The following is a 16,516-nucleotide window of genomic DNA, read 5'->3' as shown; positions in this document are numbered from 1 at the left end:
ATGAGCCGGACTCATGTGTTTTTTCCTGTTATTTATACTTAGGAACCTCAATCGTCAATTTATACGAATCTAATAAACTATATAAATTATAAATCTGTTTCACTTGTTTTGTTGCCCAGCCAATATCAGTCGCATACTGGTGTGATGCATATCCATATTTCTCTGCAGCTGTAGGATTCCACCTCATTTTATAAAGCGTGTCCTGCCCAGCAGAGATATATCCTTTGGCGATGAATTCAGCACCGCCTATGATGGCCGCTTCCGGGGTGAACCAGCCCGCATTATAGGCGTATTGAGCGCCGCTGCTTAGCGCCGTTCCGTCAAACGCCCCGACTCCATACATATTATAGACCGTTTTCCCGTTCACCTTTACGCCAGTCGCTAATGGAGAAGTGCCATTCCCGGTCTCCAGCAAAGCATGTGAAATCAGGTAGATTTCATTGACCCCGTATTTTTCCCCTGCCGCAGTGAAGGTTGCCGCTTTGCCTTGTAGTATCCCTTTGCCTGAAAGGATTCTATCATTCACTTCAGAAACGTTCATGTTGGTGACTTGGGAGAGCTTGACGAATTGGAATGAATGGACTGGATCATTCACGAAATTATTTGGGTTAAGATTATATTCTATATCTTCCGGACTGGCATTTACCCATGTCTTGTTATAGTCCACCTCATACCAATAATATCCGTCAGAGCCCCTTACTTTTGATTTAATGGTCAATGATTGATAATTGCTTACAGGGCCGACTGCCCAATAATTCGATCCAGCTCCGCCCCTGACACGCCATCCGGTTCCTTTAACGGTACCTTTTGTTGAATTGATTAAAGTTAATCCATCTTCGCGTATGTAGGTTTTATACTTCTTATCCGTCTGACCGTTTACGGCCATTTGAATTCCAACCATCTTTTCCATCGTAAGATTATACTCTTTATCGATCCTGATTATCGATCCATTCGAGCTTCCCGGACCTTCCGGTGCTTTGGCCGTTAAATATTGCGTACTGACATATCCGGTTTTTCCATTGGCCGTGACTCTTGACCAGCCATTAGACTCTGAATACACCGTTACGGTCGTATTATTTACGAGCTTGGCTATAATTGAAGCGGAAGCCGATGCTGCTGAACGCATATTCAGACTCGAGCCATCACTTACATTTACATATTTAACTAATGTGTTTGCTTCTCCATCTGGATTCAGTCCCGGTACAGAACCTGGCTTCGTTGCTGATAGATATTTCGTACTGACATAACCTTCTCCGCCATACGCTTTAATTTTTGACCAGCCATTTGATTCCGAGATGACTTCTACCTCTACACCCCTTGCCAATTTCACAATGACGGAAGCACTATCCGACGGCTTATTCCGCATATTCAGTGAACCCGAGCTGACATTTACATATTTGGTTGTCGTTATTTCAGGTATGGATGGTTTGGAGTCCGTTCCAGGCTTTGCCGTTGAGAGGTAGTCAGTACTGACATATCCATCCTTCCCATTTGCCTTGATTTTCGCCCAGCCTTTGGATTCCGAATAGACCGTCACTTCCGTTCCTTTTGACAGCTTTGCGACTATGCTCGCACTTTCCGACCCGCTTTTTCTCATATTGAGCGTTCCAGAGCTTACGTTTACATATTTCGTCGTCGTTTTTTCAGGCGTGACTGCCGTTGATCCCGTTCCTGGTTTTGTTGTCGATAGATATTTGGTACTGACATACCCATCCTTTCCATTTGCCTTGATTTTCGCCCAGCCTTTGGATTCCGAATACACCGTCACTTCCGTTCCTTTTGACAGCTTTGCGACTATGCTGGCGCTTTCCGATCCGCTTTTTCTCATATTGAGCGTTCCAGAGCTCACGTTCACATATTTCGTCGTCGTTTTTTMTGGCGTGACTGCCGTTGATCCCGAGCCCGGCTTTGTAGCAGATAGATATTTGGTACTGACATGGCCCTCTTTTCCATTGGCCTTGATCTTCGCCCAGCCTTTGGATTCCGAATACACCGTCACTTTCGTTCCTTTTGACAGCTTTGCGACTATGCTAGCGCTTTCCGATCCGCTTTTTCTCATATTGAGCGTTCCAGAGCTTACGTTTACATATTTCGTTGTCGGTTTTACAGGGGTGGCTGCCGTTGATACCGATCCCGGCTTAGAAGCAGACAGATATTTCGTGCTGACATATCCGTCCTTTCCATTGGCTTTGACTTTCGCCCAGCCATTGGATTCCGAATACACCGTCACTTTCGTTCCTTTTGAAAGGATGGCAACTATGCTTGCGGTAGCCTTTCCACTTTTTCGCATATTGAGTGATCCCGTGCTCACATTCACATATTTCGTTGTCGTTTTAACCGTTGCCGCAGCTTTGGTCACTGTTCCTGGCTTCGTTGCCGATAGATACTTCGTGCTGACAAATCCATCCTTTCCATTGGCTTTGATTTTCGCCCAGCCTTTGGATTCCGAATAGACCGTTACCTGTGTGCCTCTTGTCAGCTTTGCGACTATGCTGGCACTATCACTCCCGCTTTTTCGCATATTAAGTGAACCTGTGCTCACATTCACATATTTCGTTGTCGTTTTAACGGTCGCCGCAGCCTTTTTTACCGCTCCAGGCTTCGTTGCCGATAGATACTTGGTACTGACATATCCTTCTTTTCCATTGGCCTTGATCTTCGCCCAGCCTTTGGATTCCGAATACACCGTCACCTGTATACCCCTTGTCAGCTTTGCGACTATGCTGGCACTATCACTCCCGCTTTTTCGCATATTAAGTGAACCTGTGCTCACATTCACATATTTAGTTGTCGTTTTAATGGTTACTGCTGTTTTCGTTAAAGTCCCTGGCTTCGTTGCCGATAAATACTTGGTACTGACATATCCTTCTTTTCCATTGGCCTTGATCTTCGCCCAGCCTTTGGATTCCGAATACACCGTCACCTGTGTGCCATTTGCCAGCTTTGCGACTATGCTGGCACCTTCCGCCCCGGTTTTTCTCATATTGAGCGATCCGGAATTCACCTGCACAAACATGACGTCCTCAATATTGGCCTGTTCGGCATGTAGTGGAGCTGCAGATATTTTTTCTTCGAAAGCAACTGTGGACAACACTGCAAAACAGAAAGTTGGTATAATTAATTTCTTCATCCCATTCTCCCTACTAAAGAATTATATTTTTAACATTTATTTAAATATCGGTTAAAATCAGTATGATAATATAGGTAAATATGCTTATTCGTCTAAAATATAACATATTCCTTTAGATCTATAGGGAGATAAAAGCGATTGTAACACAATAGTAAACTAACAGACATTTAAGTAATTATATAGAAACATTTGCAATGAAACTTATGCGACAAGCAAATGATGACTATTAAGTATATTGATATAATTACTTGTCGCTCAAATTAATGCTAATTTAGACGAGCATCTTTCTGCCTAAATCGAATATATATAAAGGGTAGGCACACGATCCTTATATTTGACGGACCGAGGCAATGACCTATATAATTACTGTATATAACTTATAAGAATCCTTCTGTTAAGGGGAGTAGCTATACAATAAAGTCGTCAGTACAGGATTGAATCCTCGGCTTTATTGGCAACTGATTTTAGTTGTTTGCAAGACCTTGCCGATTATTTGGTGAGGTCTTTTAATTTAAGACGGTATAACCAATAATCGGTTATACCGTCTTTTTTGATTCGAAAAATTGCACAATAGAGGTGAAAAGTATGCAGAACTATAATGAATTAGCTCAAAGCGTTAAGATTTCCGATGATAAAAAGCATGTATTGCTCGATGCCGACCCATCTTTATCACTGATCGGAAAAGGCCGAAGCGCATATGTTTTCCGAATACATTCCACCAATAAGGCATTAAAAGTGTTTTTCCCGGATCATACTCACACAGCTAAAGTTGAAGCTGAAATATACAAAACCGTCCAATCCATCGAATACTATCCAACCCTATATGATGCGGGGGTAAATTACCTGGTTATAGATCACATTGAAGGCAACACTCTTTTTGAATGTTTAACATTGGGAATCCCGATAACGGAAGAAAACATTGCGGAGATAGACCATGCGCTGCAATTGGCAAGGAAAGAGGGATTGAACCCTTCGGATATCCACTTACGAAACATCTTCATCACTTCTGAAAAAAAGGTGAAGATCATTGACGTTGCAAGGTTTAAGCAAGTGAAATCCTGTAATCAGTGGCACGACTTGAAAAGTGCTTTTCACCTATTCTATTCGAAGTCGTTTTTTCCGAAGAAGATTCCCAGCTTCATACTCAATTCCATTGCAGCAATTTATAAAAAAAGATTTCTGCCCATCTGATCCTTACTATAAAAAATCACATTGGAGGCACATATGAAAAAAATAATGACCATTGCTCTGCTGTCCATCCTTACATTAAGCGGATGTTCAGCATTAGAAGAAGTCAATTCATCATTGGAGTATGCAGATGATGCGACGGAGTATGTAAATACCGTTCAGGATTTTGCCAATGAGGTTCCCGCCATGTCACAAGACGCCATCACGAATGCCGAAACAAGAGCAAATCTTGAAAAAGAACTGGAATTAATGAAAACGGAGATTGAAGAATTCAATGCAACTGAACCACCCCAAATCGCTGAAGGCATCCATGAGAAGATCGTCAGCTCAAATCAACAGCTGTCAGATGGAATTGAATTATATCTGAATAATATTGAAAAGGGCCAAATTGATCCTAAGGCATTGGAAGATTCAGAGATAATGAAATCAATCGATAATATAACGGGATTGGCAAAACAAATCGAAGAGTTGGGAAATTAAACCTCCTGCAATGAATAAAAAGGAATCGCTTGAAACAAATTATTGACATGAAACCAAAAGGTTTTATATAATCAACAAAGCAAAACCAATTGGTTTCATATTTTCACTTACAAAGGAGAATCAGTATGGAAAATACATTACAGGATATCAAGAAGACGGTTATTCTTGAAGCACCTATCCAAAAAGTTTGGGATACAGTTTCCACTGCAGAGGGCATAGCTTCATGGTTCATGCCAAATGATTTTCAACCGAAAGTGGGACATGAGTTCCATGTGCAATCACCCTTCGGCCCATCTCCTTGTAAGGTAACGGAGTTAGATGCTCCTCATCGCCTTTCATTCAGTTGGGATACGGACGGTTGGTTCATTTCCTTCCTTTTAAAAGAAGTGGATGGCAAAACGGAGTTCACCCTTATTCATGGCGGCTGGAAAGAGCCTGATACGATTCTTACGAAACCGAACGAAAAAAGCTCAGTGATTCGCGATAGAATGAATCATGGCTGGGAACAGATCGTTAATCAAGGTCTTAAAAAGGCTGTTGAGGGCTAAGTGTCTGCATCAGAAAAACATGATGTATTCCAGGCTATCGCCGACCCAACCCGCAGGAAGGTCCTGCAATTGCTTGCTGAAGGGGATTTACCCATTTCAGAAATCACTTCTCACTTTTCCATGAGCCGTACGGCGATTGCCAAGCATCTTCATATCCTTTCTGAAGCTGAATTGGTCAGTGGCCGGAAGGTAGGAAGAGAGAAACGCTTTCGGCTTCAGCCGGAACCTTTAGCGGAATTGAAACAGTGGCTTTCTTTTTACGATCAATTCTGGGATAACAAATTATCCATCCTTAAACATGTGATTGAAAATTCAGGGGAAAATGGATTGAAAGTCATCGAAAAAGAAAAGGACACGACTGAACCATCATAATGAGAAAACCCCCGGCGCATTGCACCGGGGGTTTTTGTTTTTGTTTATGCATTCATCTCAATATTATGTGCTTTTCGCTTCTTGATGACCATCGTTAGCAATAGCAGCAGATTAAAGACAATGATGCATCCAGTAAGGAACACTATACTTGTTGTCAATGCATCCGCCCCAAGGCTCGTACTCATCGCCTGGCGGAAGCCCATGACAGAGTATGTCATCGGAATGAACGGGTGAACATGACTGAAGAAGTTATTTGTCAGTTCCACAGGGAACATTCCTCCGCTTGCACCTAGCTGTAATACAAGGAATATCATCGCCAATAAACGACCTGGATTTCCAAATCCTACGGTCAAGAAGGTAACGATGAACATGAACGTTAGGGAAGTCAGTATGGAAACCCCAATGAATTGCCCCATGTTCTCTACCTGTAAATCCATTCCCCAAATCATGATCGCATCCAACACTAAAGCAGAAAGCGTCGCTTGGATGAATAGGACCGTAAATTTACTGAACCACCATGCCACTCCTGATGTTGGCCTAGTAGAAGGCAAGCCTGTCGGGAATCCCATATTGAAGGCAATGGCTCCAACAAATAACCCTAGAGACAAGACATAAGGAGCCAGTGCATGACCATAATTCGGCACGTCACTGCTTTTTTGTTCTTTGACCTGTGTCGGTTCAGCAATCATGCTGTAGTTATCATCGGTTGTTTTATTTTCACTAATTTCTTTTGCACCATCACTGAGTTTTTCCGAAAGCTCGACCGTTCCATCTTGAAGTGAGGAGATTCCCTCACCCAATTTACCGGAACCTTCAGCAAGTGCTGATGAACCTTCATTGATCTTACCCGCGCCATCAGCAAGCTGGATGACCCCATTGCTCAAAGTAGGCAGATTGCCTGCCAATTGTTCAGTTCCTTTAACAAGTGCTGATGAGCCCTCGTTCAAGGCCGCTGAGTTGGCATCCAGTTGATTGGCCCCATTAGCCAGTTTGCTTGCCCCTTCTCCAACTTGGCTAACACCAAATGCGTACTTCTCAAGACCACTCCCAAAGGAGGACGAACCTGCTTGCAGTTGTGAAACTCCATCAACCAATTGACCAGATCCCTCAGTTAGTTTTGAAAGGCCATTATTCAACGAGGAACCGCCTTGTGCTAACTGGTTGATCCCCTTCACTAATTCCGGTGTCCGTTCATTTAAACTTTGCGTTGCCGCCGTTAATTGATTGCTGCCTTCTACAGCTTCATTCAAGCCGCCATTTAATTGGGTCGCACCAGGAATCAATTGTTCTTCAAGTGCGTTCCTTATTGACGTATAGCCGTTTAACGCTGAAACGGCGTTTGGATTGACTTTATTCACCGCATTATTTAAATGGGCCACTTGTTCCGGAAGCTGCCCTAATCCATTCAATACAGGCATTACCTTATCCGTTAATTGCGTTGATAAGTCTGATACACTTGCAGCAAGAGCCGATGCAATTCGTTTTTGTGCCTCCGCTTGGCTTTGAAGTTCATTTTGAATGGCTCCGATTACTTCTGATTGCTGTTCACTGGTCATGCTTTTGAAGGCTTCCGTGTTTTGAACGGCACTGATCGTGCTCTGACCATTATTCGCAATCGTTGATTGAAGTTCCGTTAACGCCGCTTGACTGTTATTGAGGTCTTCGGTAATGCCGGATACGGTACCGGACGCGCTGCTTCCTGCTGGAACCGCTTCTTGCAATTGATTTACACCGCTTTGAATGCTTGTCAGTCCTTGCTTAAGCTGATCCAGCTGTTCTTCTCCGGGCAATTGACCATCCATTTTTTTCAGGCCGTCATTTAGCGCCTGGCTTCCTCCTGCCAGTTTATTGATTCCCTCATTTAAACTATGCTGACCTGCTGCCAATTTTGGAATTCCTGTCGATTGATCCGTCAGCTGGCTTGCATTTTGTGATAATTGATTCAACCCATCATTCAAATTCGCACTGCCTGTTTGCGCTTGTGCCAATCCAGAATTTAAAGTTTGCGCTCCTGGAACCACTTTGGCCAGCCCAGTGGAAAGCTGGGAAGAACCTTCTATAAGTGCTTCACTATTATTAGTTAATTCCCCTGTGCCTGATGCGAGTTCGTTCGCACCCTTTTGCAACTGACCGACACCGGAGGTATATTGTGAAATCCCCTTATTCAATTCCGACGCGCCACTTTCAAGCTTGTTGGCTCCTTCCAAAAACTCGCCAACGCCCACTTGGAGTTTATTCGCTCCATCTTTAAAAGTTAATGTGCTCGAAGCTAACTTATTCAGATTTTCCGTCACTTCTTTGTTTCCATCATGCAGTTTTTTTGTACCGTCATCAAGCTTGGATGCCCCATCTGCCGCATCGCCGAATCCTTCTCCGATTTCATCCAGTTGGGAGAAGATCGCTTCCGCATATTCTTTTGTGACACTTTCGGCAATTTCCGTTTTCAAATTATTCGTTGCCTGTTTCCCGACCGTTTCAGAAACGAAACTGCGTCCAGGATTCACATCATACGTCAGATTCATTTTTTTAGGCTCATCATCCATGACGGTAGAAGCATTTTTTGAAAAGTCCTTCGGAATGGTGACGACCATATAATATGTACCATCATCGAACCCTTTTTTCGCCGCTTTTTCCGTTACGAAATGCCATTCTAAATCATCATTGTCCTTTAATTGCTCGACTAGCTCATTACCGACTGTTAAGGTTTTCCCCTCATATTCCGCCTTTACATCCTTATTCACGACTGCAACAGGCAATTTGCCTGTTTTTCCGTATGGATTCCAAGCGGAACTAAGGAATAACCCCCCATAAATAATCGGGACGAACAGTAAAACGATTGCGACACCGACCAATTTTCGATTCGTAAGGAAAAGCTTCCATTCTTGTTTAAGCATATTCACTTCTTTTCACCTTTCTTTTCACGCAGTACATCACTCAATGACGCGGTATTCCAATTAAGAGTCGGTATGTCCGTGGTGCTAAAGCTTTCTTTAAGCAAATCCGCCACTGTTTGGCTGGAAAAGAACTCTATTAAAAGTTGATCCGCCCGAGAAAACATCCGACGAAGGACGTCCATTCCCTTCTCTGCATACTCTCCATCTTTAAACGCTTTTTCTATAAGTCCTGTATCCGGAAACATCGAAATGGGACCTTCCATCGCCTCAATAATTTCAAGGTTTTTAATCTTATCTACACTTTTGGCAAGAGTAAGGCCGCCGTTATTACCAGGAACGGAAGTGATTAACTGCTTTACGACCAATTTCCTTATGATTTTTTTCAAATAAGAAGGAGACACCTCTAGTCGCCTGCTGATCTCATTTGACGAAAGCGGGACATTTTTATCCTGGGTAGAGAGTATAACGATGATGCATATAGCTTGCTCGACCCCTTTTGTTAATTGCAAATCATTTCACCTCTTTTAGCATGTATGTGGATATCATATATCCATAATGGATATTAGGTATCTATAATTAAACCCCGTTTCACCTTAGAAATCAAGTCATTTCCAGAAAAAATTTCTAAAAAAAAAAAATGAACCCCTCATTACAGCACCATGGGGTTCACCTTTTCTTTTATAGGTCTTTTAAAAATTCATTGACCGCTTCTGGAGTTTTAGCATTTGCACTGTGCAGGTGCGCAACCTTTTCCCCATTTTTAAATACTAAAAGTGATGGAATTCCCATTACTGTTTGCTCTTCGGAAATCTCAGGGAATTCGTCACGATCGATTGTAAACCACTGTTTGTCTTGATGTTCTTGAGTGATCTCATCGATGAACATGTCTAAACGTTTGCAGTCCGGGCACCATGTAGTCGTAAAAATCCCGACCGTCAGTCCCTCTTGGTTGATTTGTTCACGATATTCTTGTTCTGTATTGATATTTTTCATGATTGTCTCCTCCGGGCTTTTCTTATCATCATACTTTAATCCATGAATTAATGTACTCAAGGATTAATATATAATTAATTCCTTCACAGCACAAACGGTTTATCCTAAAAGTATCTAACTCTTGCCCGGATATGCTTTCGCGATGCCGCCGTACAGATCTCTCGTTTATGAAAGAAGAAATCCTCGAAATGAATTCCCTATTTTCATCAATGAAATGATAGTGGCAGCTTTTTTCAAAAATGATCAATTCACTGTCAGGAATCTATTCGACGATGTGAATCGATGCCTCTACAGTCTGAAAAAATATTCAATTGATTTCAGAAATCCGCTCCCTTTCCGCCGACTGTCTGCCAAGCCTCCTCACCGTAAGCGGCTGTGGGGTCTTGGCTAGCCAGTTATTCGGCAGGAGTGTCGCAAATTTCTTCAATCTAGCGGGTGGATTCATAAAACACTAAAAAAACATAATCAAGGTTCAGGATGAGGCCAGCCTACAGTTTTTTCTTAAAAAAACATTCCAGTTGATTGGAACGGAAGGTGCGAGACTCCTGCGGGAAAAACGTGTCCAAGGGAGACCCCGCAGGCGCAAAGAGCGTCGAGGAGGCTCCCGGACCGCCCGCGGAAAGCGAGTGCCTGGAGTGGAAATCATATAGTTACAACCAGGTCTTGTTTATGTTTTTTCGTTGTTAACGCACTTTTTTCGATCCGTCCGTTCCTCATGGTTCGGGGTGTCACTTACGGACCCCCTTTGGTCAACAAACTGAAAAAAGCCACTATCCAGTGGCCTTTTCATTTCATTCATATTGGGAGAGTAAGCTGCCAGGAAACACCAAACTTATCGGATACCCAGCCGAACTTCTTACTAAAGAAATAGTCACCCAATGGCATCATCACTTGTCCTCCATCAGTTAAGCTCGAATAAAGCCTGTCAATTTCCTCTTCACTATCACATGTAAGGAAAATGGAAAACGATGGTGTAAATGTAAATTGATGCTTAACATTGCTATCGATGCACATGAATTCCTGATCCTTCAAGGTAAAGGTAGCCTGCATGCTACTCCCTCTATACCTGATTCATTTGCACCATACCGAACAATGCTGGTTATTTTCGATCCTTCGATTAAAGATGTGTAATAATTCATCGCTTCCTCCGCATTACCTTCGAACATCAAGAAAGCTGTGACCTTCATCATCCTCATCAAACTCCTTTTCATCTTTAATTGGTTTCTTCCATTGAATCATGGCGCCCACCAGTTACCCGAAGCCACGATCATTGTCTGTAATTTTATCGTATTGGCAAAATAGTCATCATCATCTTGTTCCTGTATGGTCMGGTTCCATAAGCGGTTAATCCATTGCTGATTGGAGGAATCCACCATGGCACTCACCATGAATGGAGCGACGAAGCTTGTACTATTCCCTTCTTCCACGGCTTTTCCGCTTAGCGTATAACCGGATTGGATATTTTCAGGGTTGCCATCCGTTTCCGCTTTAATCCAATCATTCATCTTCTTTAATTGCGGCAGCGCTCTTTCATCACCAGTCAGTAAGTAATCGAGCGTATAGCGCCATGGGGTCCTGCTGCTGTTCCAGCTATAATTGCCGTCATTCTCCCCTTCTAAAAAGTCCGCTTCTGCCGGCTGATATTCTCCCTTGGATTGTACAATGAAGTCCGGGATGAGGCCAGTATTGCCGCTTTTCTCCTTATAAATAGATAGGATGACCTTATAGGCCTTATCTCTTACATCTTTCCATTCTTCATTCCCAGTCGCCGCCTCAAATGTCTTAAAATGATTGAGAAGAAGGTCAGAGGAACGAGTCGATTGTCCGTAGACATCATCTTCATCTTCCGCCCAGTCCCCTAGTTTAACAAGGGACTGCGATCGATTTATTTCATTCGACATGATCGCATCCAAGATGTCCTTTGCACTTGCAAGATAGTCGATATCCCCTTCACTACCCCACTGGCGGTGAGCCAATAATAATGAATAGGCGATATCCATATCGCCATCAGTTGCTGAATCGGCATCCCCTGGCGTATTGATGATTTTACCCGATTTATCCTTTACTTGCTGCCAGGCCATCAACGAAGGGTCATGATCACTTCCATGCGTTTTATAAAAACGATAAAGCCCATCAAAGTATCTCTTGTCCTCGCTGCCTGCCATGATTGCCGTTATCATCATCCCATAACCATGCGCTTCAGAAACGGTCACTGCATTCTTTGGCTCAGCATATCCTTTATCATTGTAAAAAATATAATATTCATCATTTTTATCGGCAGGCTGCTTAAGATAGTTATCTTTCCAGGTTTCATAAAAAGTCGTCACGGCAGCATCCATTTCCTCCTGTGACGGATTGTCAGGTTTTATCGTCCCCGCTTGATAGACTGTATGCTGGGGAAATGCCCTCTTACCGGCGACATCTTTCTTTTTGGTTTGAGAAACCAATGCTATCGAGGCAATGATCCCAAAAACGATCACGCCCACCGCTATCAATAAACTTCTTTTTTTCATGGCTTTGCTCCTTGGGTTATGGTGCAGTATTCACTTAGAATATTGAGCGAACCATAAAAATTTGTATGTAATTCATTTCTGCTATCAAAAGGTCCTGCCCACTTTTGCTTCCGTGCCCTTCCATATTCTCTTTATATTTTCTCGATGCAAAATGACGACGAATAAACAAATAAATGATGAGAGTGCAATGATGAGCCTGCCTTCAAAAAATAAGCTGTATATCAATATGGAAATGCTCCCCAGCATCGAACTGAGAGATACATATTTTGAAGATAGCAAACTAATGAGAAATACCATGCAAGCAATGAATGTACCTAATGGAGCTAAAAATAAAAACACTCCCGCCGATGTTGCCACGGCCTTTCCCCCTTTAAATCCCGCGAAAACAGGAAAGGCGTGGCCAATTATCGCAAGTAAGCCGCATAGTGCAGGGGAAACGTTCGAATGCAGCGCTATCGGGAGTACGCAGGCTGTGATGCCTTTCAATAAATCAGCAAATGCTACAATCGTCCCTGCTGTCTTGCCCAATATCCTAAAACTATTAGTTGCGCCAAGATTTCCACTCCCATATCCGCGGATATCGGTATTGTAAAACGATTTCCCGATGACCAAAGCAAATGGGATGGAACCTATTAAGTAACTTAATAGGAGAATTATCATGTTAAGCATAAATTACCTTCTTCTTGTTATTATTGGAGATTATTCTTTATTCATTCTTTTACAATCCCGAAGACAAAACCATCATAGGAAATACATCAATGGCAGGCAGCCCTGCTTCTGCTTTATTGCCAAAATATAAATCGACATCATTCCACCTTTTTCATTTCCATAAATCCTTCGCCATCCAATGAAATATATAGATGCTGATTTATGACTAGCGAAAGCGGAAAGGTTTCCGACTCTTTATCCGAGAAAATCCAACGCCGTTTCCTTGGACCTAAAAGTAAAAACGAACCTGCTTCATGTTCACCCATGAAATTCAATCCATCTTCTCTTATCGCTTCACCATTCCTTACTGGCACACCATTGCTGATCAACCGATTCCCCAAAGCCCTGACTTCATCTGTCGTAATGTTTATTTCACTGATGCAAAGAACGTTTTGAGCTGAAAAAGACTCAGCCGCGGATTCGGGTGATACGGAATATCTCGATATGAACTCGACAATGTTGCCTGAAGGGTCTAAAAAATAAAAAGACCGTGCGTCTAAAAAGCTGAAATAAACTTCGTCATCATCCTCTTCCCTGGTCAATTCCACTTTTGATTTCGCCCATGCTTTTGCCGAAATAAATAAATTGGTCGGAATGTTCATGGCAAAGTGGTAAAAGGGCCTATCTTTGTGATGATATTTTTTGATTTCAAGCACACTATCCCCTGCCTTAATTTCAAAAGCATCATCCGTTTGCGATAGTAACTCAAATCCTAACACATCAACATAAAAATTCCGCATTTCATTCCAGGCATGACCATACAAAGTGACCTTATTGATAATCAACATTCAATCCCCCTTTCACTTAACAAATATTGTAAAGCAATACTGCATTTGTGCAAAGATTCCGTACTTTTCTATACATATCATTTTATTCACTCTGCCTATATTCACCAAAAATAACTCAAAAAGGACCGCCAAATTCGGCGGTCCCTCGCTTCAGCCTTATTGAAAGGTTCACTCTTTAATTTTCAGTCCGAGCATGGCTGCAAAGACTATCGCTTGGTCCGGGGAAACTTCGCATCCTTTTAAATCTTCCGGGGATACGGTAATCCTTTGAAATGCAGAACTGCTAATATCAATTCCCTTGAGCGGTGTCCGGGAAAAGTTGACTTCATTTAATCTGCATGTTTCGAACTTCACTTTAATGAATTTACACTCATAATAATCAGCACTTTCCAATGAGCAATGATCGAACCTCACTTGCTTTAAACTGGAATAACCAAAGGCACTTAAATTCAGGTTGCAATTCTCAAAGAAGACATTCCCTAAGCTTGCGTCAGAAAGGTTAATGCCTAAAAGTTTGGACTCTTTGAATTCCACACGATGAATCGAGCCGCCCATGAAATCGGCATTCGTTAAATCGCAATGATCAAAGATGACATCCGTCAGCTCGATATTCCTGAATGATACATCACTGAACGTCACATTTTTAAAAACAACCTGTGATAATACGATTTTGTCCATTTTTTCTCTATCGATCGTGCAGTTGGTTATGATACAGGACTCAAGATAAGGCTCATCTTGATAATATATTTCCTGAAAGTTCGCTTCTGTTAAGTCTTGGGGGATCTTTGGCTGTTCAATTTTGGTTTTGCCTGACATATTATCACCTTTTCGCTTTATTCTTCAATCACTGGTTTATCCAATCGATAAGGTTCACCGCCGGTATTATAGCAACTGGTCTATTAAATTTCGACTTAACTATAAACTACATTACAGTGAAGTTCAATCTAAGAATTTCGCAAAAATGACTATTATTTTTCGTTATTTTGTGTCAACAATTTGCACAAAAAAAAGCTGCCTCATCGGCAGTTTGCTTACTTCATGAGCGTATTGAATCCTCTTGGCATCCGATAATAATAGAGGGCTGCAGCCATTATCGCTATCATTCCGCCTATCAGAAAAAATGCTTGAAAGATATTTCCTCCAACAGTTGGGGAATTGGATACATAACCGCTAGAAAACAGAAAAAGGACTCCAAATCCCAACAAGAATAGGGCCATCTTTTTAATCCTTCTTTGGAACAGGATATATCCCGTAAGAATGATTAAGTACGATGCTGTGGTGACCATAAGAAATGGAAATAACGGTTTGAATTTTGCGGCATACACGAAATGATCGAAATTCGAAATATCATCTGCCTCTATCGCCTGTTCATCATTTATGTGTGTGAAATGCGTGGAATGCTTCCATTCCCAAGGTCTATCCAGAATTTCGCTTCCTTCATACCAAGTACAAAACGTAAAAACCATAAAGAAAATTGCTGCGATAATCATTTGCAAAAAATTGTTAAAAGTCAATATCATCTCCTCCAGCTGTCATTATACCAATATGTGGGTAATTTTCAACCGGACCTAAAGTGATAAAGCAATATGTAAACAAACACTGTATCCTGAATAATATAATCTAACCACTTTTAAGGAGCGTTTGAGATATGATCACTCATGGAGATGACCTCCTTATTTCAGGAGCATGGTTACTCGGCATCGGCACACTTGTAGGTGCAATCGGGCAAACCCGGCAAACTTTAACGAGCACTAACCTCGGAAAAGATCTCGTCCTCAAAGGGAATGGCATTGAAGCCGTTGGAAATTCGCTGCAAGCGATCGGCCGTTCAAAAATGCTGAACCCGGAAAATGAACGTTCGGAAACCTATTTCATTTTCGGTGCTTGGCTTGAGGCCATTGGCAATATCGCAAATGCAGTTGGAATAGATATGCAGTTGAGTGGTTCAGTGGAAGAGGGCACCAGAACCGATGCAATCGGCAGTGGAATCCAAGGCCTGGGTGCCGCTTTTGAAACATTCGGGGCATCGCTGACTGAGGAGTCCATTTCACGCTCTTTTGAGATCAAGGGAAATGGCCTCATTGCAGCCGGTTCTTTTTTGGAATCGGTCGGAAATATTTTCATTTTAAATGAAAAAGTACGGTTGGGAGAACATATTCTTTTACTAGGCAGCTGGACCCAAGTTTTCGGTGCATTCATATTGATCGAGGCCTTTTCACTTGACCCAGAACCCGAACCTGAGAAAGGGGAAGATGGACATAACCGCCATTATAGCTATGCCAACTATTGCTAAGGGGCCACGAGTTCGACCTTCATCCGATCTGGATCTTCGAAATATACAGCATAATGTTCCTCCCCGCCGGCAAATGGATGCTTATCGGCGTAAATGGTGGTAACTCCTCCCCTTAACTTTCCTGGCAACCTCATCAACCTGTTGCCGGGAAGCGGCGTGAAAGGCTAAATGGTTAAGACCCACTCGTCCCCTATGATAGGGAATGTCAAGAAACCTTGTTTCCGCTTGTACAAAAACAATGTACATCTCACCCAATCTCCAACTCCTCCCGCTTTCCCACTCCTGAAATGGCTCATAGCCCATCTCGTCCAAAAACCAGCCCCAAAAATCAATGCTCCTCTTTAAATTTGAAACATACAGCTCAATATGATGAAGAAATCCCTTTGACACCTGTAATCCTCCTCTTATGATCACTTTTTGGAGCGTTTACTCGTGAATAGGCTCCTTTCTCGTGAGTTTGGGCCTTTTACTCGTGAATTGGGCCTTTTACTCGTGAATTTGGTGCTTTTACCCGTGAGTTTGGGCGTTTTACTCGTGAATTTGGTGCTTTTACTCGTGAGTTTCCGACTTTTACTCGTGAATTGGCGCCTTACTCGTCAGTTTGGGCCC

General features: G+C 42.4%; 14 protein-coding genes and 2 pseudogenes. 5 read left to right on the top strand and 11 right to left on the bottom strand.

Annotated features, from left to right (window positions below; all coding sequences use genetic code 11):
- Positions 1-28: 28 nt before the first annotated feature.
- Complete coding sequence (locus AC1DVB_RS04895; protein WP_477588361.1) at positions 29-3,130, bottom strand: SH3 domain-containing protein; 3,102 nt, start codon at positions 3,128-3,130, stop codon at positions 29-31.
- A gap of 585 nt (positions 3,131-3,715) precedes the next feature.
- Between AC1DVB_RS04895 and AC1DVB_RS04890 the strand changes: the two genes are divergently transcribed.
- The 4 genes from AC1DVB_RS04890 (at position 3,716) to AC1DVB_RS04875 (ending at position 5,718) form a co-directional block, all read left to right on the top strand.
- A complete protein-coding gene (locus AC1DVB_RS04890; RefSeq protein WP_057279117.1) occupies positions 3,716-4,321 on the top strand; it encodes a protein kinase family protein in 606 nt (201 codons plus the stop codon).
- Between the two features lie 33 nt (positions 4,322-4,354).
- Complete coding sequence (locus AC1DVB_RS04885; protein ID WP_054399099.1) at positions 4,355-4,798, top strand: DUF6376 family protein; 444 nt, start codon at positions 4,355-4,357, stop codon at positions 4,796-4,798.
- A 119-nt stretch (positions 4,799-4,917) separates the two neighbouring features.
- Positions 4,918-5,346, top strand: coding sequence for an SRPBCC family protein (locus tag AC1DVB_RS04880; RefSeq protein WP_095391274.1), 429 nt, complete (start codon positions 4,918-4,920; stop codon positions 5,344-5,346).
- Complete coding sequence (locus AC1DVB_RS04875) at positions 5,347-5,718, top strand: ArsR/SmtB family transcription factor (RefSeq protein WP_063589905.1); 372 nt, start codon at positions 5,347-5,349, stop codon at positions 5,716-5,718.
- Positions 5,719-5,762: 44 nt separating this feature from the next.
- On the opposite strand, the gene AC1DVB_RS04870 is transcribed toward AC1DVB_RS04875, so the two are convergent.
- The 9 genes and pseudogenes from AC1DVB_RS04870 to AC1DVB_RS04830 form a co-directional block, all read right to left on the bottom strand.
- Complete coding sequence (locus AC1DVB_RS04870) at positions 5,763-8,612, bottom strand: YhgE/Pip family protein (protein ID WP_477588427.1); 2,850 nt, start codon at positions 8,610-8,612, stop codon at positions 5,763-5,765.
- Positions 8,613-8,614: 2 nt separating this feature from the next.
- Entirely contained in the window at positions 8,615-9,121 is a 507-nt protein-coding gene (locus AC1DVB_RS04865; protein WP_057279121.1) for an Rrf2 family transcriptional regulator, read from the bottom strand.
- Between the two features lie 169 nt (positions 9,122-9,290).
- Positions 9,291-9,653: a thioredoxin family protein gene (locus AC1DVB_RS04860; protein ID WP_371748549.1), complete on the bottom strand. Its 363-nt coding sequence runs from the start codon at positions 9,651-9,653 to the stop codon at positions 9,291-9,293.
- 747 nt (positions 9,654-10,400) lie between these two features.
- A pseudogene (locus AC1DVB_RS04855) lies at positions 10,401-10,795 on the bottom strand (VOC family protein).
- Between the two features lie 45 nt (positions 10,796-10,840).
- The gene (locus tag AC1DVB_RS04850; RefSeq protein WP_477588357.1) at positions 10,841-12,118 is read right to left on the bottom strand and encodes a family 8 glycosyl hydrolase; all 1,278 of its coding nucleotides are present in this window, start codon (positions 12,116-12,118) and stop codon (positions 10,841-10,843) included.
- Positions 12,119-12,202: 84 nt separating this feature from the next.
- On the bottom strand, positions 12,203-12,787 hold the full coding sequence (plsY, locus tag AC1DVB_RS04845; RefSeq protein WP_239859554.1) for a glycerol-3-phosphate 1-O-acyltransferase PlsY: 585 nt from the start codon (positions 12,785-12,787) through the stop codon (positions 12,203-12,205).
- Positions 12,788-12,924: 137 nt separating this feature from the next.
- A complete protein-coding gene (locus tag AC1DVB_RS04840) occupies positions 12,925-13,614 on the bottom strand; it encodes a VOC family protein (RefSeq protein ID WP_239859555.1) in 690 nt (229 codons plus the stop codon).
- Positions 13,615-13,782: 168 nt separating this feature from the next.
- Positions 13,783-14,430 carry a pentapeptide repeat-containing protein gene (locus AC1DVB_RS04835; protein WP_057279125.1) on the bottom strand — a complete coding sequence of 216 codons (648 nt, stop codon included), beginning with the start codon at positions 14,428-14,430 and terminating at the stop codon, positions 13,783-13,785.
- Between the two features lie 215 nt (positions 14,431-14,645).
- Positions 14,646-15,128 carry a DUF4306 domain-containing protein gene (locus AC1DVB_RS04830; RefSeq protein WP_239859557.1) on the bottom strand — a complete coding sequence of 161 codons (483 nt, stop codon included), beginning with the start codon at positions 15,126-15,128 and terminating at the stop codon, positions 14,646-14,648.
- Between the two features lie 134 nt (positions 15,129-15,262).
- Between AC1DVB_RS04830 and AC1DVB_RS04825 the strand changes: the two genes are divergently transcribed.
- Positions 15,263-15,907, top strand: a complete 645-nt coding sequence (locus tag AC1DVB_RS04825; RefSeq protein ID WP_239859559.1) for a DUF6944 family repetitive protein — start codon at positions 15,263-15,265, stop codon at positions 15,905-15,907.
- Here the strand turns inward: AC1DVB_RS04825 and AC1DVB_RS04820 are convergent.
- Positions 15,904-16,297: pseudogene (locus AC1DVB_RS04820) on the bottom strand (VOC family protein). The gene AC1DVB_RS04825 and the pseudogene AC1DVB_RS04820 overlap by 4 nt on opposite strands.
- Positions 16,298-16,516: the final 219 nt, after the last annotated feature.

This window comes from Peribacillus sp. P4_D6 (genome assembly GCF_056401795.1).
The sequence above is the reverse complement of the archived record's forward strand: the minus strand, read 5'-3'. Positions and strand labels throughout refer to the sequence as shown.

Bases quoted from the DNA above. Each gene is read 5' to 3' on its own strand.
- AC1DVB_RS04825 (WP_239859559.1), top strand. From the start codon at position 15,263: ATGATCACTCATGGAGATGACCTCCTTATTTCAGGAGCATGGTTACTC.
- plsY (WP_239859554.1), bottom strand. From the start codon at position 12,787: ATGCTTAACATGATAATTCTCCTATTAAGTTACTTAATAGGTTCCATC.
- AC1DVB_RS04885 (WP_054399099.1), top strand. From the start codon at position 4,355: ATGAAAAAAATAATGACCATTGCTCTGCTGTCCATCCTTACATTAAGC.
- AC1DVB_RS04840 (WP_239859555.1), bottom strand. From the start codon at position 13,614: ATGTTGATTATCAATAAGGTCACTTTGTATGGTCATGCCTGGAATGAA.
- AC1DVB_RS04870 (WP_477588427.1), bottom strand. From the start codon at position 8,612: ATGCTTAAACAAGAATGGAAGCTTTTCCTTACGAATCGAAAATTGGTC.
- AC1DVB_RS04835 (WP_057279125.1), bottom strand. From the start codon at position 14,430: ATGTCAGGCAAAACCAAAATTGAACAGCCAAAGATCCCCCAAGACTTA.
- AC1DVB_RS04890 (WP_057279117.1), top strand. From the start codon at position 3,716: ATGCAGAACTATAATGAATTAGCTCAAAGCGTTAAGATTTCCGATGAT.